Here is a 17999-nt window from a genome sequence, read left to right as displayed (position 1 = left end):
TGAGATCGCTAAAGAGTGCCCTCGGAGAGGAAGAAAAGGGTGTCGGACAAGATCAAGGGACTGGTCTCAGTGCTCGCGCCCGAGCCGATTTGCGACGGCTGCATCGTCGAAAAGCTCGGATTGACGGCGCCGCACCAGGCGAGCCACCGCACCCGCGCGCTGGCCGGCGAAGCCGGCTTCGAGCGCGCCGATGGCCGTTGCGCGACCTGCGGCGCCGACAAGACCGTAATCTGGCGCAACCTCCGATGACCGCCCTGCCCTTCCATTTCGCCTTCCTCGCGAGCGCATTCGGGCTGGCTGCCGTCGTGCCGGAACCGGAAGCGAGCGGACGGATCGTCTGAGTGGCGGACGGCGACACCTTCCGCCTGGAGAGCGGCGAGCGCATCCGCATCGCCGGGATCGACGCGCCGGAGACGCAGCCCGGCAATGCGAAATGCCGCGCCGAGATCGCGCGCGGTAAGGCGGCGACCGCGAAGGCAGTCGCGTTGCTCAAGGGGCGCGAGGTCAGGTTCGAGCGCGTCGGGCGCAGCTACAACCGTACCGTCGCGCGCGTGTGGCTGGGCGGCCGCGATCTTGCCGGCACGCTGGTCGAGACGGGCGCGGCGCGCTGGTGGCCGCGCGGGAAGTCCAAGCGGACCGGTGCAGGAATTAGACCTGCCGCGTCGCGCGAGTTCGTGCACATCCAATCCGCTTCCGAACCCGCTCTTCCACGGCATCGGTTGCGTTCGGTGATCTGCAACCAGGATGCAGCCCAGCATTTCGTCATGCACAACCCTTGGCCGCGCCAGCTCCGCGAAGTACCGCGCGCCATCGTGTCGCTCGAATATGCCGAGCTGTGCGGCGCTGCGCAGGCACTACTGATCCAATAGACGCTGCCCTTTGCCGTCACCCCCTCCGGTTCAAGTCTTGCTGTCGATTGTGCTTAAGCAATCGTGGTCAGCGGATTAGGTAAACTCACCTTCCGCACCTTCCCCGGCTGTCCGCGACCCGACAGCAGGCCTAGGGAAGGCTTGCAGGAGTGGAACCCCTATGTCCGCTATTCGTGTGCTGGTCGTCGATGATTCAGTGACAATCCGGGCCATGCTCGAGGAAGTGCTCGGACGCGAGCCGAACATCACGCTCGTCGGTTCGGCGGCGGATGCCGCGACCGCGATCCGAATGATTGATGAGCTCTACCCGCAAGTGACGACACTTGATATTGCGATGCCTGGCATTGATGGCTTGGCGTTGCTCGATGCAATTCACCTCCGTACCCATGCGATCATGCTGACCAGTCACGGCGAAGCCGCGGCGAATTCGATCGATCGTGGTGCGCTTGGTTTCTTCCCCAAGTCGGAGATCCTCAGGGATTCGAAGCGACTGGTAAAGATGGTCCGCAGTGCCGCTGAGGGTAAAGCTACAAAGCTGCGCAACGCCGCCTGATCTACCGCCTTCGCACCTGTCCGCGTCGCTTCCTGCGGCAAATTTCAGCCTTGTCGGATCGTCAACTCGCCGAGGCTTTCCGGCTCGGGTCCGCGGGTCGAACGACAGGCAATGGCCCCAGGCATTCGATGTGCAACCAACCTCAATCGACTGCACCGGCTTCCGGGATGATACAACCGCCGGAACGGTGCCGCCGAGCGGTGAGGTGTTTGCGCGAGGGGCGCGGCGGGGAGGTCGGCAATATATAACTGGGCTGGATGAACCTGCGGCGCCGTGCGACGGTCCTCCGCTCGGTGTTGCCGACGAAGGAATAGATTCGAATGAGAAGGGTTCTTGCCGCGATAGGATTTATCGCATCCGTGAGCGTCGCTTCTGTTCCGACGGTGGCTGTCGCTCAAGACTATCTCGGGACCCATCTAGAGGCCCAGCGTTACGACAATCTGCGGCGTCATCAGCAGAGAATTGCGCAGAAGCGGAAAGCCGAGCGGCGACCGGCGCTTTCGCCACATCAGCGCGCATGCGCGAAGCGATACCGCAGCTATGATCCGCGCAGCGACCGCTACCTGGTCCGGCCGGGTGTGACCGCCCCTTGCCGGCTGTGACGGGCAGGCGAGTCGGATGTAAGTTGGGCAGGGAAAGCTGTTTCTGGCGGCTGCTTCGTGCCCACTGCAGGCGTTCGAGGACCTGGTCACCAGCCCAAGAGAATATAGTATCGGGTCGAGTGTGGGTCGCTGCGAGGCGCGACAGCTCTCAGGATCGAATTGAACCGGCTCGAACGGCGACAATGGGGGCGTAAGCTGCCACTGCAACCGGGCCGGCGTGCATCCTCGGCAATGTGCCCTAACTCCGGTCGTTCCGGGAGCCCGCCGGCGCCGCCAAAAGCCGCCATTCGGTCGTCTAACGATCTGGCGGCAGCAATTGGGTGGAGAGCGGCTGGTCTGCTTTCGAGTTTGCGGATCGAGTTAGCGGCCGCGAGGCTCGGCCCTCTGATACAGCCAGCCCTCCGCCCATACGTGCGTCTGCAAACGGGAGGAAGTCCCTCAATTCGACAACCGAGGCCTCACCTATGCGCTAAGCCGGATCGTCACTACAACCCGTCACGGCGAGCAGCGGAATTTGAGGGGAGAGCCTGATGCGTCATTGGACTTTGTCGGCGCCGATCGGGGCTGCCATCTTGATCTCTAGCTCTGGCTCAGCGAGCCCGGCGCAAGGTGTGGTTTCAGGCAGCTATGTCCTGGACGAAGAACGGAGCGACGACGCCTTTCAAGCGATCGAGAGCGCTATTGCCGGCCTTTCCAACGCCAAGCGCCCTCTCGCTCGCATGAGGCTGCGCAAGTCCATTGCTACAAATAGAATTAGAATCTCGAGCACAGCAGGTCGCTTCTCGATCAAGTACGATGCCAAAACACCTATTGTCGTTTGGATAAGCGGAGAGCCCATCAAGTGGAAGCTCGTGGAAGAGCTTGTTTTCGATGTGTCGGCAAAAGCGAATGGTGAAGCCATTTCGCTAACATTCCGTGGGGACGACAGCGAGCGGACCACAGTGTATCGTAGCGTTGGGCAGCAGTTGGTGGAAGAGACAACCATCATCAGTCCACTGCTCTCTACGCCAATTCGCTATAAGCTCGTCTATAATCGAGCGAACTGACACGATCTACGAGTCGGACTTTCTGGTGAGAAGCCGTTGAACGGTCTTCGCCTCATAGATGCGGACGTCGGTCCAGATGATCTCTCGGCGTCTGCTTTGAGGCGCGCTACGATCGTGAACGAACGGCAACAACTGGGGCGTAAGCTGCCACTGCAACCGGGCCGGCCTGCACCGTCGGCAATGCGCCCCAAGTCGGTCATCCGGTCTGGCATCGACGTAATCCTGAAAGCGGACGCATTCAGGTCACGACACCACCAGGATCAAGAGGTAGCTCGAATCCGTTTGGGTCAGCCAAGCACGCCGTGTGCCACCTTGCAGCCGATCGATTCTCGGGACCATGAAGCCGCCGCCCGGCATCAAGGATGCGCGGCGACGTCCTGCTCAATCGCGGCGAATAGCCGGGTCTGGAACGGCGACCGTGCCGGATTGCCGTACATCGCTTGCGCCATGAACACGAAGGCACCGCGACGGGCCTTGTCGATCCAGAACAAGGTCCCGGCGGCGCCACCTCCACCTATCGTACCCGGCGGAATCAGCAGAGTGCGAAGCAGCGCGCGGGTGCCGGCACCGGCCGCTGCGCTCGGTTCCGCAAGGCCGGCCGGACGGATATCTCCGGTGGCAAGCCTCGCCGTCTCCGGGCGCATCACGCGGACGTCGCCGAGCGTGCCTTCGTCGAGCAGCATCCGGGCATAGCGCAAGAAATCGCGCGCGGTGGAGACGAGACCGCCACCGCCTGACAACAGCGCGGGCGGCGCCAGCCACACGCTGGTCGCGCGATCGTCGATCAACCGCATGTTTGCTGGCGCCGTCCGATCGGGCGGCGCGTCCGGCGAGGTGTTGGCGAAGCCCTCGGTCGCGTCATAGTTCGACGTGAGACGCCCGGCATCGGCGCGCGCGACCTGGAATCCGGTGGATGCCATGCCGAGCGGCCCAAACAGGCGTTTCAGGAGAAAGTTGCCATAGGACATGCCGGTCACACGCTCGATCACCAGCGCCATGACGTCGAAGCCGATCGAATAGTGCAGTACCGTCCCCGGCTCATAGGCGAGCGGGAGTTCGGCAACGCGTGCAACAAGCTCGTGGAGGGTCGCGGGCTGCCGGCCGTATCCCGGGCGCGCCAGCCCTTGGCCGAAATTGCCCGGCGTGATGCCGCGCTCACGGTAGAGCCGATGCAACGCCTCGCCGGCGTCGGAAGCGGGAGTCCAATTACCCAACCCCGAGGAGTCAGTGATCAAGTGGCGTATCGTCATCGTCCGGGTTGCCGGTCGCGATGTGAGGCCCTCGAAATTGGTCGCTACGCGCAGGTTGCGGAACTCGGGCAGCACGCTAGCGACAGGCTGATCGAGAGCGAGCACGCCATCCTCGATCAGCAGCAACGTCGCGATCCGCGTGACGTTTTTCGTCATTGAGTAGACGCGGCATATGCTGTTTTCATCCATGGCGATTGACGCGTCGAACGCCAAAGCCCCCGCGCTGCGGTAGGCGGGCGGCAAGTTCCCGGCCATCGCGCCGAAGCAAACGCCGGCGGCCCTATGCTCCGCGACAAAATCATCGAGCACCGCCTGCACCACCGCCCACGATCGCTCGAGTACAGCCGTCTGGGCCGACGCCACCCCGATCATCATTTTTGGGTGGGCGATCATCAGGGACGCGACGCCTGCGATGCAATGGCGACGGTTCAAGCTCAGGTAACTATGCATGTCGCCTCCGGATAAGAATCTTGACGGCGGTCGATCTGCGTGCCCAGTTTGTCCGTTAGTTCACTCTTCAGGCCCCATTTCGGTCATAACGGGAGACAGGGTGGCGATTTCCTTAGTGGCCGCGCCCCAAGGGGCTCAGGGCGCGAATTCGACCAGCGGCTTGCCCTTTTCCACCACGTACGTGGCGAGCTCGCTGCCCTTGGTCGTGCCTACATTTCGCGCGGAATGGAATGCGCCCTTTGGGACGAACAGGACGTCACCAGCTGCGAGAGTGACCGCCGGGCGGCCCTCGAGTTGATATTCGAGCTTGCCTTCGAGCACATAGATGATCTCCTCGCCGGGATGGCGGTGCGCCGGAAAGCTGGCACCAGGCGAGAAATCGATGCGCGCCTGGATTGTCTCCCAGCCGGGAATGGCGAGGTCGTGACGCTGAAGGTCGACGCGGGTAGAACCCGGCGGGCGCGCAGGCGGCGTTTGCGCCGTCGAGGCCACGGCGCTGCCGATCAGCGCAATTGCTATGAGGTACCTGACGCGCACTTCGATTCTCCCACAAGGTTACAGAAGCCCGGGCGCCGCCAGCCGGCGACGCCCGGGCGGCGCGTTCAACGAACCGATCTGAATCCCGCCCGCATCTCCTCCACCAGATAGCCAGGCTGCTCGAAGGCGGCGAAATGCCCGCCCCTGGGAAGGCGATTATAGTGGATGAGCTTTGGATAGGCCCGTTCCGCCCAACTTCGCGGCGCCTGGTTGAGCTCGTCGGGGAAGGCGCTTACCGCTATCGGTGCCCGGACGCCGATCGGCTCGAAGAACCGGACATTGTTGTGCTCGACCCCGAAGCCCGGCGATGTGCGCGGCAGCGCTTCCCAATAGAGCCGTGCGCCCGAAATGGCGGTGTTGGTCAGCCACGTGATCGTGATATTGTCGAGCACGTCGTCACGGGTTAGCCCCTCGGCGACGCCGTCGAACACACGGGCGATCATCCGGTAGCTCGAAATGTCATGATCGAGGAACCACGCGGCGAGGCCCACGGGCGAGTCCGCGATCCCATAGAGGGTCTGCGGGCGTTGCCCCATTTGCTGGGCGTAGGCGATACCGTGTGCGAAGAAGAGCTCGAGCCGCTCATAGGCCCAGCGTTCGTCGTCGGTGAGACCGGCGGGCGGGCCCTCGCCGGCGCGCAGTGCGTCGAAGACTTCCGGCGGTGCCGTGGACGGCATGTTGGTGTGGATCGCGAGAAGCTCGGGGGGCGCGATCGCACCGAGGATCTCGGTCATCAGCGCACCCCAATCGCCGCCTTGCGCCACGAAGCGCGTATAACCTAGCCGTTGCATCAAGGTGCGCCAGGCATTGACGACCCTCGGCGGATTCCAACCGGCGGCGGTCGGCCGGCCGGAGAAACCATAGCCGGGGATCGAAGGGATCACGACGTCAAAGGCGTCAGCCTCCGTGCCTCCATGTGCGGTCGGATCGGTCAGCGGCCCGATGATCTTGAGCTGCTCCACAACGGAACCGGGCCAGCCGTGGGTGATGATCACGGGAAGCGCGTTGGCATGCCTCGACTTCACATGGATGAAGTGGATGTCGAGCCCGTCGATCTCGGTGATGAAATTGGGAAGGGCGTTGAGGCGGGCCTCACATTTTCGCCAGTCATACTCGTCGGCCCAGTAGGTGGCGAGCTTCTGCATCGTGGCAAGCTGCACGCCTTGCGTATCGTCCGGAACCGTCTCCCGATCGGGCCAACGCGTCGCCAATATTCTGCGCTTGAGATCGGCGAGGTCATCGTCGGAGGCGTGAAACTCGAACGGCCGGATGGCCGCCTCTCCCGATTCAGTCAGCATGAAGGTCTGCTTCTGGCCATCGTCGCCTTCCAGCGACGATCGTTGCTCCGGGGCCGGCTGTGGGGTCGCGGTCGTTAGCTCCGGCTGCGGCGATGCGGTGTTTTCTGGCTGGGTCATAGTCGCCTCCTTGTCCGCAAGGCGAGAGTCATACCCCCCTTCCGAACGCTGCGAGAAGCCGGCCGACAGGGCCGGCGCCGAGGTCTCGTGAGAGGTCAAAAATGCGGGTATCGGTCCGTCGCAAATTCGACTCAGTCCCGGACGACCAATCATAGCATTCCTGAGACCACCCCCTACAACGAATTCGGGCGTCCATGCCGCTCGGGATCCCGGGGATGCTCCTGACGGGCACCAGGGTGGCGCCGAAATTGATTCACCGCCGCTTTCGACGTCAGAGGCATCGTGCGCGATAGCACGCTTGCTGCTGGCCCGGTGTCCAAAACAGGTATGAAGTGCTCTCGGCAAAGGGTGTCGCAGGCGGGCCCATCGTCGCGGATATAGGGAACGGCAGCTTAGCGATGCGAGCACCCGAAAGCTGTCAGGCCGCAAATGGTCAACTCCGGGCACCGTCGCCTGATGGCACCTATGCGCCCCGTTGCGGACGTTCGGGACCGTTCGTGCTGCTCCCGAAAGCAGACATTCGTTCAGGTGCTCGCCGGATGACCGCTTCCGACCCAATTCGCGACATTAGCGGGCGTCTGCTTCGACCCATTATGGGCGCTCACTAGACACTCACCGGCTGTGTGTGGGCGGTGCTACCAATGGTGAACGCGTTAAGAGCCTTACCCGCTCATCATGCAAAATCCGGCAAACACTGACCGACCCTAGCGAGCCGCACCAGAGTCACGAGTGAGGGCGCTTCACCGCCTGTTCATTCTTCGCCATCGATTGCTACGGCAATCTATTCTTGCTCGGGGGAACGACATGAGTGTGGAGAAGACGATCCTCGCGGGACTTCTCGCATTGTCGGCCCTCCCGGCAACAGCTTATGCCTCCACCCGGACCCCCACAACTGAACAAGCCCCAGCCGCACCAGCAGTCAGACAACTCATCGATCGTGCGGCGGCACGGTTCCTTCGCGAGAATCCGCAGGCAGTAGGAGTCACGGTCGGCGTTCTAATCAACGGTCAGAACCATATTTACAGCTACGGAAAGGCGCGGTTGGGGCAGAATCGTCGGCCAGCGCTCGACACGATCTATCCGATAGCCTCGATCACGAAGACTTTCACTGGGACGCTGCTGGCTCAAGCTGCGGTCGAGCACCGCCTCAATCTTACGGATGATGTTCGCAAATATCTGGACGGTGAATACCCGAACCTCGAATTCGCTGGGCACCCAATTCGTCTCTTCGATCTGCTCGATCACCGTTCGGGTCTGCCCTTCATTCTCCCCGATCGACCCGAAACCAGCCCGGATTTCCATGGGGACGACCGTCCCTGGAGTGCGCGTGTCGCTGAAATCGGCAGGACCTACGATAAAGCCCAGTTCCTCAGCGATCTGCACACCGTCAGGCTGACGGCCGAGCCGGGCTCGGAATTTAAATATTCGAACGCGGCCGCCCAGCTGGCCGGTTACATCATCGAGCGCGTGTACGGCCGGCCGTACGAAGTGGTTCTTCGCGACAAGGTCCTGATCCCGCTGGGGATGAGGAACACCGGGATAACAATCCAAAAGCGTGCGCTGCCCAGGTTGGCCGTCGGGTACGATGAAACCGGCCGGCCGATGCCTTACGTGCCCGATTGGCTTCAAGGCGCTGGCGCGATCAAATCTACGGCCGGAGACTTGCTGAAATATTTGCGATGGCAGATGGCTGAGACAGATCCCGCCGTGAAGCTTTCGCACCAGCCGGTACTCACGCAAGGGAACTATAGCGCGGGTCTGAATTGGCAGATTCTCAGCAATTCATCGCGACGTCTCATCTGGCAGGAGGGGAATATCGATGGCTTCAATGCGCTCTGCATCCAACAACCCGAATTGAGAATCGGCCTGATAATCCTTGCCAACGAAGAGGACCGAAAGAGTGCTCACGGCAACAGTGTGATGGCCAATGAGATACTGAGCGGCCTGGATCGGCGGGCAATCACTCTCCCGTGAAATGAGTCGCAAGGCTAGACCACTCCCGTCCGAAAGCTGCTGGTCAGCAGACGGCCCAAATCCGGCTATTGGCTGCGTTGGGTCGCAATATCCGCAACCGGGGATTCGACGCCTGCCTGAACGAACGACCGCTTTCCGGCCGGGCCTGAGCGGCGCCGATTCCGAGGCGGAGAATCGGCTGCTCGGCATGACCGAGCATCTGGCTGAGATGGATCAGCGGATGCGCATTGTTCGTCCAGCGCGCGGCGCAGGCCGCCCATTGCGCCTCGCGCTCCGTGTCGTGGGAAGGACTTCCGGGCATAGCCATGTCCGGCATGGCGCAGCCACCGCGGCAGGGCGAAGCTTGCCGCTGGCAAATTCGTTCCTTGTTTGTTCCAATGAGGCATGACCCGACTCGATTCAGACACCCTCGGCGCGATTGCCCGCGCGATCGAGGACGCGCCGCTGGCCTATCGCAAGGGCCTCGCCGCATCGACGCCGCGCGAGCGGCTGCGTGCCGTCGATGCGCTCGCCGGCTGGATCGGCGCCCGGCTGGCGCCGCCGCCCAGCTATCACGACGGGCAATTGCCGTTGCCGATCGACGGCGGCCTCGCCTGACCCCGTAGTCAGGGCGCGGCTTCGCGGGCGGCGACATCGCCCGGCGCGCGCCCGAGAACCGCGCGCAGCATGATCCGGGTCCGGGTCGCGGCGCAGTCATGGCCATGACCGCTGAAGTGTAGCGCGGGGCGGGATTATAAGAAGATTATAATGCTGATATAATTCGATTGTTTGGCCCGCAGCCCCCCATGTAGGGCGGCAGCACGAACGCCAGGCGTGAGAAACATGCTTGGGGCATGCGCCGTCGCCTTTAGCCGAAGCCTGGACATGCGCGACGGCCACCCGGCAGCGGATGCCTGTTCGTAAGCGCCCGAGCGGAATCCCGAGGTCACAACACGTCATTGCGACGCATTAGCAGAATATCGACATCAATCGACCGCGCAAGAGACATATCGCTTGCAAGGACAGGCGAGGCACGCTGACGCCTCTACGCCGCCATGGCTCGACGTCGATTCCGCCCCCGCGCCACGATCGATTGCCTCCCAGCATCTATCTTCGCCGTAGGCAGAGGCGCGCCGAGTGCGTCACCGACGGGGGTCGCTCTTTGCGACGTCTGCAACGGCGATTATTGGGCCGATAGCCGCCCGGCAGCTTTCAGGCATCCGGGCAACGATAGCTGCCCGGGCGCGCGTACCAACGCCGGTTCTCGAGGTCACTGGGGATCTTCTCCGCTGGCGAGCATTTGCGAGCGGGAAGAGCGAAACCCGGCGTGTCTGGGAGCCATTCAAGGACGCGTGGCGATCGACTTTCTGCTCCTCGCCGGAATTGCTCCACCCCTAGTTGAGCCGTCTGCTGCCTCACGGAATAAGGAGCAGCTTGCCCGTGGTGGCACGGCTTTCCATCGCCTCGTGCGCCTCCGCGGCATCCGACAAGGCGAAGTCGCGAGCCGGCGCGACCCGCAGCTTGCCCGCACGGACCCAGTCGAACAGGCGCGTCGTCCGAACGCGCAATAGTTCGGGCGTGTGGATATGGTCGGAAAAGACGGCGTAGCCGAGCTTGATGCTGCGCGGCAGGCTCATGATGTCGATCCGACCCGGGCCACCCAGCACCGGACCATACCAGCAGAAGGTCCCGGAGCGACGCAACGAGGCCAGGGATCCGTCGAAGGTCGCGGGACCAGAGCCGTCATAGACGACATGCGCGCCCTCCCCGCCCGTGAGGCGGAGTATCTCGGCTGCGAAATCGCCCTCGGCATCGACGATCACATGGTCCGCGCCGGCCGCCCTGGCGGCGTCGACCTTGGCCGCGCTGGAAACCCGACCGATCACGGTGCCACCGCGCAGCTTGATGATCTGGGTGAGCAACTGCCCCAGCCCGCCGGCGGCGGCATGCACCAGGGCGACATCGCCCGGCTGTACCGGATAGAAGTCGGTCGCGAAGTGGCTGGCAGTTAGCCCCTGCATCATCAGCGAGGCCGCGGTGCGATCGTCGATATCATCGGGCACCGGCACGAGCGCGGCGGTGGGAATGACGATCCGCTCAGCATAGCTGCCCGGAGCATAGACCCAGGCGACGCGCTGCCCGAGCGCGAGATCGGCTACGCCCTCGCCCAGCGCCGCGACACGCCCGGCGCCCTCGACGCCCAGCGCACGCGGCAGCGGCATCTCATGCCACGCCATGCCCTGGCGCACACCCACGTCCATGAAGTTCACGCCGCTCGCGGCGACCTCGACCAACACCTCGCCCGGGCCCGGGACAGGTTCCGGCAGGTCCAGCAATTCGAGCACCTCGGGTCCGCCGATCGCGGTCATCGCAATGGTCTTCATCTTGAAACTCCTTGTTGAATGATCGTTCCAGAATTGGGCAAAAAAAATCAGCGCAATACGCGCAGGGCGAGATCGACAAGCGCGGAGATCTGCTCCGGCTCGGCGCCCGCGCGCGCGGCGAGGCGGAGGCTGGAGAGCGTCGTGATCAGGAAGGTCGCGAGGTGGTCGAGGTCGAGATCGGCCGCGACGTCGCCCTGCGTCTGCGCCTTGGCCAACGCGTCCTTCACTGCGCGGGTCAGCGTGGCGCTCGAAGCCTCACGAAGCTTCACCAGCTCGGGCCGCGAGCAGCCGAACTCGACCGTCGCGCTGAGGCCAAGGCACGCCCGGCTCGCCTCGCCTGCCACGCGATCGAGCATTGCGCGAATACCCTCGATCGCGCGCTCGCGGCTCGCCAGTATCTCGGCATGCGTTCGCACTTCTTCCTGCGAATAGCGCTTCACCGCCGCGCGGTAGACACCCCATTTGTCGCCGAACGTGTCGTACAGACTCTGCCGGCCGATCTTCATCGCATCGACGAGCATCTGCGCCGAAGTGCCTTCGAAACCATGCTCGCGAAACACCGCTATCGCAGCCTCCACGGCGGTATCTACATCGAATTCCTTGGGACGAGCCATGACGAAGAGATAATGTACTGGAACGATCGTTCAAGATGTGTTTGAGAGCCGGGATGGATTCTCTCGCACGCCCGCTCCGATGATCGCACCGCGCTGGTATCGCGCCCTCGACCCGAATGGTCGCCGCGCGTTCCGCAGCACCTATGCCGGGTTCAGCGTCGACGCGATGAACGTCCAGCTTTATTCGTTCATCCTGCCCCTGCTGCTGACGCTCTGGCACCTGTCGCCCGCGGCGGGTGGATTGCTGGCAACGGTGATGCTCGTCGCCTCCGCGGCTGGCGGATGGCTGGCGGGCCTGGCTTCCGATCGGTTCGGGCGCGTGCGCGTGCTGCAGCTGACCATCGTCTGGATGTCGCTCGCCACCCTGTGCTGCGGGCTGGCGCAGAATTTCGAGCAGTTGCTCGTCGCGCGGACGCTCCAGGGCTTCGGTTTCGGCGCCGAATGGGCGGTCGGCGCGGTGTTCATGGGCGAAATCGCCGCCGCCGCGACGCGCGGCCGGCTCGTCGGAACCGCGCAGAGCGCTTGGGCGGTCGGCTGGGGCCTGGCCGCCGCCACCTCCACCATCGCCGTCGCGCTGCTGCCGCCGGAACTGGGCTGGCGCGCCGTCTTCTTCATAGGCTTGCCGCCGGCGCTGGCAATTTTCGTTGCCCGCCGGCGGCTGGTCGAGTCCGCCACCTTCCTCGCCGCCCCGGACGCCGAGGCGTGGCACCGTATCTTCTCGCGCCGGATGTGCGGCAACACCGCCCGGGGCAGCCTGCTCGCGATCGGGACGCATAGCGGCTATTGGGCACTCGCCACCTGGTGGCCGACGATGCTGCGGCTCGAGCGCGGCATGAGCTCCGCGCAGGCCGCCACGCACATGGCGGTGCTCGTCGCCGGATCGCTCGCGGGCTATATGCTCGGCGCCGCGCTCGCCGACCGTATCGGGCGCCGGGCGACGCTCGCTTCGTTCGCGCTCGGCGGAATCGCCACCGTGTTCGTCGCGACCGAAACGGAGATTTCCGACGCCGTGCTGCTTGCGATCGGGGCGCCGCTCGGGCTCTTCGCGATGGGACTCTACAGCGCGATCGGGCCGGTGCTGAACGAGCTCTACCCGACGCGGCTGCGCGGATCCGGTCTCGGCTTCTGCTACAATGTCGGGCGCGGCGTGGCTGGGCTCGCTCCTTTCGCGGTGGGCGGCAGCATCGCTGCCTTCGGCATCGCCCGTTCGATCGGCATCTATGTGTCCGTGGCCTATGCGCTGGTGCTGCTCGCCGCGGGGTTGCTGCGCGAGACCAGGGGTATGGAATTCACGCCCATGTTGAAGGGCGCCTAGAAGCCGAGCTCGGTGAGGCTCGGCTGGTCGGCGGGACGCGGTCCTTCCGGCCAGCGCAGGGCACGCGCATGCTCCTGGATGGGATGCTCGTTGGCGGCGGTGAGCCGGCGCCGGACCAGTCCGGCATCGTCGAACTCGACCTCCTCGCTGCCATAGACGCGAAACCAGGTGCCGCTATCGTTGCGGAACTCCGCGGCGTGGCGCGTGCTGAGCCGTTGTTCGCCCTCCGCCCACAGCTCGATGACCATGCGAAGCTCGATCTCGCGGCGTAGCTGGCGCTCGAGGAAAATGCGGATCTGCTCGCGCCCCCACAGGAAATTGACGCGGTTGCGCCACTGACAGTCGATGGTGCTTCCGAGCAGGATCGCCTGCAGGTCGCGGCTGTTCCAGGCGTCCTCGGCAGCGCGGACGTGCTGCTCCATCGCCGGACTGAATCGGGGCATCGGGCTTTCCAACCTCTTCGGGACATCCCACGGTCTAGGCCGCGTGCCCCTGCAGGAGCCAGTTAGACGCTGTTAGTTTTCGAGAAGGACGGGGCTCGCTCACAGCAGATCATAGCGATTAACGGGCGCCTCCATTCCGACGAGGCTATCAACGCACCGTTCCATGCCGCCGAAAGGATCCGAGCCATGTCGAAGCCTTTGTCCGAGACCTTCACCGATCGCCGCAGCTTCTTCCACGGCGCCGCCGCGATCGCCGCGGCGCTGGCCGGGGGCACCGTGCCGACAGGGGCGGCAGCGTCACCGCCGCTGTCACCTCTTTCCCCTCTCGGGCCGCTCAAGCAGGTCGATGCCGGGGTGCTCAGCATCGGCTATGTCGAGATGGGGCCCGCTTCGGGGCCGGCGATCCTGCTCTTCCACGGCTGGCCCTATGCCATCGATGCCTTCGCGGAGGTGGCGCCGCTGCTCGCCGCGCGCGGCTATCGCGTGATCGTGCCGCATCTGCGCGGCCATGGCACCACCGTCTTCCGCTCGGCCGAGACGCCGCGCAACGCCCAGCAGGCCGCGCTCGCGGCGGATGGGCTCGCGCTGATGGACGCGCTCCGAATCGAGCGGGCGATCGTCGCCGGATTCGACTGGGGCGCGCGCACCGCAGACATCATGGCGGTCCTGTGGCCCGAGCGCTGCAAGGCGCTGGTCTCGGTCAGCGGCTATCTGATCGGCAGCCAGGCCGGCAACGTCAAGCCGCTGCCGCCGCAGGCCGAGCTGCAATGGTGGTATCAATTCTACTTCGCGACCGAGCGCGGCAAGGCCGGCTATGCCGCGAACACCAAAGCATTCAACCAGCTGATCTGGCAGCTGGCCTCGCCGAAATGGAAGTTCGACGCCGCGACCTTCGACCGCTCGGCAGCCGCGTTCGACAATCCGGACCATGTCGCGATCGTGATCCACAATTATCGCTGGCGGCTCGGGCTCGCCGAGGGCGAGGCGCAGTATGACGTAGTCGAGGCGAAGCTCGCCGCCGCGCCGCCGGTGACGATCCCGTCGATCACCATGGAAGGCGACGCCAACGGCGCGCCGCACCCCGAGCCAGCGCAATATCGCGCCAAATTCACCGGCCCCTATGAGCACCGCCGGATCACCGGCGGGATCGGCCACAATCTGCCGCAGGAAGCCCCGGCCGCCTTCGCCAAAGCCGTGCTCGATGCCGCTCGGCTGGCCGGCTGAGGAGCAGGACACATGAAGCATCTTGCAACCTGCGGCCTCGCGTTCGCGATGCTGGTCTTCGGGGTTTCGGCGGTGGTCGCCGCCCAGCGCCTCGATGACCAAAGCTCTCCGCTCTATGGGGTCAAGCTCCCCGAGGGGTATCGCGATTGGAAGCTGATCAGCGTCGCGCACGAGGCGGGCAAGAACAACGATATCCGCGCCATTCTGGGCAATGACATCGCAGTGAAGGCCTTTCGCGAAGGCAAGCGCCCTTTTCCCGAAGGCGCCGTCATCGTGCGACTGGCGTGGCGATTTGAATCCTCGCCGCGCAACGACAGCGTCTTTCCCGCGCCCCAATCCTTCGTCGCCGGAGTGCCGGTTAACGTGCAGGTCAGCGTCAAGGATGCGAGGCGCTACGCCGCGAGCGGCGGCTGGGGCTATGGCCAGTTCGAGAACGGCGTGGCGAACCACGACCCCGCGCTCACCCGCGCCTGCTTCACTTGCCATGCGAAGCTCGACGCACTGGACAAGAATGCGGACCTCGTCTTCACCGACTATTCGCAATAGGGATCGCCCGCGACCGGCGACGCAGGGGCGAAGCCGGCCGCGGGCGTGGCGCCGGCGGCGTTGGGGGGAACGCCGGCGCTCAGCTCATCGGGCGGTCGCCGCCTTTTCGATCAGCCCGGCCACCGTCGCCGCGTGCGAAACCATCACCACATGCGAGGCGCCCTTCACCACCACCGTATCGCGCGACTTCGCCCGATCGGCCATGAAGGCCAACGCGGCAGGCGGGATGTTCCGGTCCTTGTCGCCATAGACGAACCACGAAGGGACGTGCTTCCACGCGGGCGCTGTGGACGCTTCTCCCAGCGCCGCCTCAGCGATCGGGCGCTGGCCGGCCGCCATCAGCCGCGCCTCGGTCGCGGGCACGTCCGCCGCGAACTGATCGTGAAAACGTGCCTGGAGGATGTAGAGGTCGTTGCCGCCGCTCGCGAGCTTGACCGGGGGCGCCAGCGTGGGCGGCAGGGTGCTGCCCGGGAACTTGCCGGTCAGGCCGAGCGCGGTCTCGCCGGCCTCGGGCGCGAAGGCGGCGACATAGACCAGCGCCTTGACGTTCGGCGCGCCCTCGGCCGCCTCGCTGATCACCGAGCCGCCATAGCTATGGCCGACGAGCACGACCGGACCCGGGATGCTGTCGACCAGACCGCGCACCGCGTCGGCATCGGCACGAACGCCGCGCAGCGGATTGGCCGCGGCGACCACGGTGTAGCCGTCGCGCTCGAGAATGGTGATCACGCCGTTCCAGCTCGACGAATCCGCAAAGGCTCCGTGTACGAGCACCACGGTCGGTTTCGCGCTTTGCGCCTGCGCAGCGAGCGGCAGCGCGGCGGCGAGCAACAGCCCGCCGGCAATCAGCTTCTTCATGTCGGGTCTCCTTCGGAATAGGGGTCAGACGAGCCTGACGACGGCATCGATATTGCCCTTGATCGCCTTCGAATAGGGGCAGGTGCGGTGCGCGGCCTCGATGAGCTGGCGCGCAACCTCGAGCTCCACGCCGGGGACGCTCACATTCAGCCGGGCGGCGAGCGAATAGCCGTCCTCGCCGTGGCACAGATCGACCTCGGCATCGATCGCGAGGCCCGTCGGCAGGGTCATACCCTTGCCCTTCGCGGCGATCGCCATCGCGCCTTCGAAACAGGCCGACCAGCCGGCAGCGAACAGCTGCTCGGGATTGGTGCCGGCGCCGGGACTGCCGGGGACGGCGAGCGCGATATCGAGACGGCCGTCCGAGCTGCGGGCGGCGCCCTCGCGGCCGCCGGTCACATGCACGTGCGCGGTGTACAGGGTCTTGATGTCGGACATGGTGCTTCTCCTTGGGATCGAGGGCCTAGCGAAGCGGACGGAAGGCGGCGCGGACTTCCTCGCTGAACAGCGTCGGCTGTTCCCAGGCGGCGAAATGGCCGCCGTTTCTCGCTTCGTTGAAGTAGTAGAGATTGGTGTAGCAGCGCTCGGCCCAGCTCCTGGGGGCGCGGAAGATCTCGCCGGGGAACACGCTCACCGCGACCGGCAGGTCGATGATGCCGCGTGCGTTGAAATTGTTGGAGTGATCCTCCCAATAGATCCGGGCGGCGGATGCGCCCGTGCCCGTGAGCCAATAAAGCGAGAGGTCATCGAGGATCGCGTCCCGGCCGAGCACCCGTTCGGGATTGCCGGCGGGATAGGTCCACTGGCCGATCTTCTCGTACATCCACGCGGCCATGCCGACCGGCGAGTCGACGAGCGAATAGCCGATCGTCTGCGGCCGCGTGTTCATCATCGCAGCATAGGCCGCGTTGTCGCGGTAGAAGGCTTCGAGCTGGTCGAATGCGCCGCGCTCCCCGGGAGTCAGGGTCGCGGGGGCGGAATCGCCGGCGGCGAGGATCTTCGCGATGCCGGCGGGAACGACCGCGGGCATGTTGAGGTGGATGCCGATCAGCCCGGGCACATGCTGGAGCGCCATGCGCTGCGAGATCACCGAGCCGCAATCGCCGCCCTGGCTTACGTAGCGGTCATAGCCGACTCGTTGCATGAGCATCGCCCAGACGCGGCCGATATGATCCGATCCCCAACCGGGCGTCGTCGGTTTGCCCGAGAAGCCGAAACCCGGGATCGACGGGATCACCAGGTGGAACGCGTCCTCTGCCTTGCCACCATGCGCAGTCGGGTTGGTCAGCGGATCGATGACCTTGAGGAACTCGAGGATCGAGCCCGGCCAGCCATGGGTGAGGATCATCGGCAGCGCATTTTCGTGTCGCGAGCGGACATGGATGAAATGCACGTCGAGACCGTCGATCCGGGTCAGGAACATCGGCAGCGCGTTGAGCCTCGCCTCGATCTTGCGCCAGTCATAGCCCTGCGCCCAGTAGCGCATCAGCGGCTCGAGCGTCTGGCGGCGCACGCCCTGACCGTCATCGGGAACCGGTTGGGTATCGGCCCAGCGGGTCTCGCCGATCCGCCGCTGCAAAGCCCGAATGTCCCGCTCCGGAATAACGACTCTGAACGGTCGGATAGCGCTGTCTTCACCCTGGGCGCGTACTGCGGAAGGCATGGCACTGAGCGCCCCTGCCAAGCTCGCTCCGACGACGAACTGCCGGCGCGAGGGTTGATCTGCAAACATTGGGCTCTTCTCCGATCTGGTGCGGCCAGATGTAGAGGAGCGGCGCAGCGGCGCTCGTTAAGTGCGGTGATGCGGCGTTAGCGTTCGCGAGGGGAACAGGCGTACCGCACCCACTTTCAGGAACTAACGCGCACCCGGTGATGGCTAACGGGCGGCGCCCGCGCCGACGGCCTATTATCCGCGGGGACCGGAAGCAGGAGGCACGCAC

The 17999-nt window shown here is 64.8% G+C and carries 20 protein-coding genes; 10 read left to right on the top strand and 10 right to left on the bottom strand.

The genetic code is table 11. The features are described from left to right. Positions 1-39 precede the first annotated feature (39 nt). The 5 genes from BR78_RS0120220 to BR78_RS0120200 all read left to right on the top strand — a co-directional run bounded on the left by BR78_RS0120220 (position 40) and on the right by BR78_RS0120200 (position 3070). On the top strand, positions 40-249 hold the full coding sequence (locus BR78_RS0120220; RefSeq protein ID WP_025587708.1) for a hypothetical protein: 210 nt from the start codon (positions 40-42) through the stop codon (positions 247-249). A 92-nt stretch (positions 250-341) separates the two neighbouring features. After that, positions 342-869, top strand: coding sequence for a thermonuclease family protein (locus BR78_RS21135; RefSeq protein WP_049810780.1), 528 nt, complete (start codon positions 342-344; stop codon positions 867-869). 160 nt (positions 870-1029) lie between these two features. Next, positions 1030-1422 carry a response regulator gene (locus BR78_RS0120210; protein ID WP_025587707.1) on the top strand — a complete coding sequence of 131 codons (393 nt, stop codon included), beginning with the start codon at positions 1030-1032 and terminating at the stop codon, positions 1420-1422. A 320-nt stretch (positions 1423-1742) separates the two neighbouring features. Continuing rightward, a complete protein-coding gene (locus BR78_RS22400; RefSeq protein ID WP_081855878.1) occupies positions 1743-2024 on the top strand; it encodes a BA14K family protein in 282 nt (93 codons plus the stop codon). A 530-nt stretch (positions 2025-2554) separates the two neighbouring features. Then, entirely contained in the window at positions 2555-3070 is a 516-nt protein-coding gene (locus tag BR78_RS0120200) for a hypothetical protein (protein ID WP_025587191.1), read from the top strand. Positions 3071-3426: 356 nt separating this feature from the next. Here the strand turns inward: BR78_RS0120200 and BR78_RS0120195 are convergent, their stop codons facing one another. The 3 genes from BR78_RS0120195 to BR78_RS0120185 all read right to left on the bottom strand — a co-directional run bounded on the left by BR78_RS0120195 (position 3427) and on the right by BR78_RS0120185 (position 6722). Continuing rightward, entirely contained in the window at positions 3427-4692 is a 1266-nt protein-coding gene (locus BR78_RS0120195; protein ID WP_269320222.1) for a serine hydrolase domain-containing protein, read from the bottom strand. 213 nt (positions 4693-4905) lie between these two features. Next, complete coding sequence (locus tag BR78_RS0120190) at positions 4906-5307, bottom strand: cupin domain-containing protein (RefSeq protein WP_025587188.1); 402 nt, start codon at positions 5305-5307, stop codon at positions 4906-4908. 65 nt (positions 5308-5372) lie between these two features. After that, positions 5373-6722: an epoxide hydrolase family protein gene (locus tag BR78_RS0120185; RefSeq protein ID WP_025587186.1), complete on the bottom strand. Its 1350-nt coding sequence runs from the start codon at positions 6720-6722 to the stop codon at positions 5373-5375. 804 nt (positions 6723-7526) lie between these two features. Here BR78_RS0120185 and BR78_RS0120180 point away from each other — a divergent pair. Next, positions 7527-8696 carry a serine hydrolase domain-containing protein gene (locus BR78_RS0120180; RefSeq protein WP_025587184.1) on the top strand — a complete coding sequence of 390 codons (1170 nt, stop codon included), beginning with the start codon at positions 7527-7529 and terminating at the stop codon, positions 8694-8696. Positions 8697-8739: 43 nt separating this feature from the next. Here the strand turns inward: BR78_RS0120180 and BR78_RS0120175 are convergent, their stop codons facing one another. Next, positions 8740-9012 (bottom strand): hypothetical protein, encoded by a 273-nt coding sequence (locus BR78_RS0120175; protein ID WP_029937509.1) that lies wholly within the window; start codon positions 9010-9012, stop codon positions 8740-8742. 68 nt (positions 9013-9080) lie between these two features. On the opposite strand from BR78_RS0120175, the gene BR78_RS0120170 reads away from it, so the two are divergent. Continuing rightward, complete coding sequence (locus BR78_RS0120170) at positions 9081-9293, top strand: DUF6771 family protein (RefSeq protein WP_025587181.1); 213 nt, start codon at positions 9081-9083, stop codon at positions 9291-9293. A 797-nt stretch (positions 9294-10090) separates the two neighbouring features. Here the strand turns inward: BR78_RS0120170 and BR78_RS0120165 are convergent. Both BR78_RS0120165 and BR78_RS0120160 read right to left on the bottom strand, forming a co-directional pair. After that, positions 10091-11059: a quinone oxidoreductase family protein gene (locus tag BR78_RS0120165; protein ID WP_025587180.1), complete on the bottom strand. Its 969-nt coding sequence runs from the start codon at positions 11057-11059 to the stop codon at positions 10091-10093. Between the two features lie 47 nt (positions 11060-11106). Continuing rightward, positions 11107-11673: a TetR/AcrR family transcriptional regulator gene (locus BR78_RS0120160; RefSeq protein WP_025587179.1), complete on the bottom strand. Its 567-nt coding sequence runs from the start codon at positions 11671-11673 to the stop codon at positions 11107-11109. A 79-nt stretch (positions 11674-11752) separates the two neighbouring features. Here BR78_RS0120160 and BR78_RS0120155 point away from each other — a divergent pair, with 79 nt between their 5' ends. Then, a complete protein-coding gene (locus BR78_RS0120155) occupies positions 11753-12988 on the top strand; it encodes an MFS transporter (RefSeq protein ID WP_025587177.1) in 1236 nt (411 codons plus the stop codon). On the opposite strand, the gene BR78_RS0120150 is transcribed toward BR78_RS0120155, so the two are convergent. Further along, positions 12985-13431: a DUF1348 family protein gene (locus BR78_RS0120150; protein WP_029727439.1), complete on the bottom strand. Its 447-nt coding sequence runs from the start codon at positions 13429-13431 to the stop codon at positions 12985-12987. The two genes, BR78_RS0120155 and BR78_RS0120150, sit on opposite strands and share 4 nt — an antisense overlap. Before the next feature lie 186 nt (positions 13432-13617). Between BR78_RS0120150 and BR78_RS0120145 the strand changes: the two genes are divergently transcribed. Together BR78_RS0120145 and BR78_RS0120140 are read left to right on the top strand one after the other, a co-directional pair. Beyond that, positions 13618-14655 carry an alpha/beta fold hydrolase gene (locus tag BR78_RS0120145; RefSeq protein ID WP_025587173.1) on the top strand — a complete coding sequence of 346 codons (1038 nt, stop codon included), beginning with the start codon at positions 13618-13620 and terminating at the stop codon, positions 14653-14655. Between the two features lie 12 nt (positions 14656-14667). After that, positions 14668-15201, top strand: a complete 534-nt coding sequence (locus BR78_RS0120140; RefSeq protein ID WP_025587172.1) for a cytochrome P460 family protein — start codon at positions 14668-14670, stop codon at positions 15199-15201. 84 nt (positions 15202-15285) lie between these two features. Here the strand turns inward: BR78_RS0120140 and BR78_RS0120135 are convergent, their stop codons facing one another. The 3 genes from BR78_RS0120135 to BR78_RS0120125 are packed head-to-tail and all read right to left on the bottom strand — an operon-like array spanning position 15286 to position 17791. Then, positions 15286-16059, bottom strand: a complete 774-nt coding sequence (locus BR78_RS0120135) for an alpha/beta fold hydrolase (RefSeq protein WP_025587170.1) — start codon at positions 16057-16059, stop codon at positions 15286-15288. A 24-nt stretch (positions 16060-16083) separates the two neighbouring features. Next, positions 16084-16497 (bottom strand): organic hydroperoxide resistance protein, encoded by a 414-nt coding sequence (locus tag BR78_RS0120130; protein WP_025587168.1) that lies wholly within the window; start codon positions 16495-16497, stop codon positions 16084-16086. Between the two features lie 25 nt (positions 16498-16522). After that, positions 16523-17791 (bottom strand): epoxide hydrolase family protein, encoded by a 1269-nt coding sequence (locus tag BR78_RS0120125; protein WP_025587167.1) that lies wholly within the window; start codon positions 17789-17791, stop codon positions 16523-16525. Between the last annotated feature and the right edge of the window lie 208 nt (positions 17792-17999).

Source organism: Sphingomonas sp. UNC305MFCol5.2 (assembly GCF_000712135.1).
Taxonomy (GTDB): Bacteria; Pseudomonadota; Alphaproteobacteria; order Sphingomonadales; family Sphingomonadaceae; genus Sphingomonas.
This window is presented reverse-complemented; position numbering and strand designations above follow the sequence as displayed.

Bases quoted from the DNA above. Each gene is read 5' to 3' on its own strand.
- BR78_RS0120210 (WP_025587707.1), top strand. From the start codon at position 1,030: ATGTCCGCTATTCGTGTGCTGGTCGTCGATGATTCAGTGACAATCCGG.
- BR78_RS22400 (WP_081855878.1), top strand. From the start codon at position 1,743: ATGAGAAGGGTTCTTGCCGCGATAGGATTTATCGCATCCGTGAGCGTC.
- BR78_RS0120200 (WP_025587191.1), top strand. From the start codon at position 2,555: ATGCGTCATTGGACTTTGTCGGCGCCGATCGGGGCTGCCATCTTGATC.
- BR78_RS0120195 (WP_269320222.1), bottom strand. From the start codon at position 4,692: ATGATCGGGGTGGCGTCGGCCCAGACGGCTGTACTCGAGCGATCGTGG.
- BR78_RS0120185 (WP_025587186.1), bottom strand. From the start codon at position 6,722: ATGACCCAGCCAGAAAACACCGCATCGCCGCAGCCGGAGCTAACGACC.
- BR78_RS0120180 (WP_025587184.1), top strand. From the start codon at position 7,527: ATGAGTGTGGAGAAGACGATCCTCGCGGGACTTCTCGCATTGTCGGCC.
- BR78_RS0120175 (WP_029937509.1), bottom strand. From the start codon at position 9,012: ATGCCGGACATGGCTATGCCCGGAAGTCCTTCCCACGACACGGAGCGC.
- BR78_RS0120170 (WP_025587181.1), top strand. From the start codon at position 9,081: ATGACCCGACTCGATTCAGACACCCTCGGCGCGATTGCCCGCGCGATC.
- BR78_RS0120165 (WP_025587180.1), bottom strand. From the start codon at position 11,059: ATGAAGACCATTGCGATGACCGCGATCGGCGGACCCGAGGTGCTCGAA.
- BR78_RS0120160 (WP_025587179.1), bottom strand. From the start codon at position 11,673: ATGGCTCGTCCCAAGGAATTCGATGTAGATACCGCCGTGGAGGCTGCG.
- BR78_RS0120155 (WP_025587177.1), top strand. From the start codon at position 11,753: ATGATCGCACCGCGCTGGTATCGCGCCCTCGACCCGAATGGTCGCCGC.
- BR78_RS0120150 (WP_029727439.1), bottom strand. From the start codon at position 13,431: ATGCCCCGATTCAGTCCGGCGATGGAGCAGCACGTCCGCGCTGCCGAG.
- BR78_RS0120145 (WP_025587173.1), top strand. From the start codon at position 13,618: ATGTCGAAGCCTTTGTCCGAGACCTTCACCGATCGCCGCAGCTTCTTC.
- BR78_RS0120140 (WP_025587172.1), top strand. From the start codon at position 14,668: ATGAAGCATCTTGCAACCTGCGGCCTCGCGTTCGCGATGCTGGTCTTC.
- BR78_RS0120135 (WP_025587170.1), bottom strand. From the start codon at position 16,059: ATGAAGAAGCTGATTGCCGGCGGGCTGTTGCTCGCCGCCGCGCTGCCG.
- BR78_RS0120130 (WP_025587168.1), bottom strand. From the start codon at position 16,497: ATGTCCGACATCAAGACCCTGTACACCGCGCACGTGCATGTGACCGGC.
- BR78_RS0120125 (WP_025587167.1), bottom strand. From the start codon at position 17,791: ATGTTTGCAGATCAACCCTCGCGCCGGCAGTTCGTCGTCGGAGCGAGC.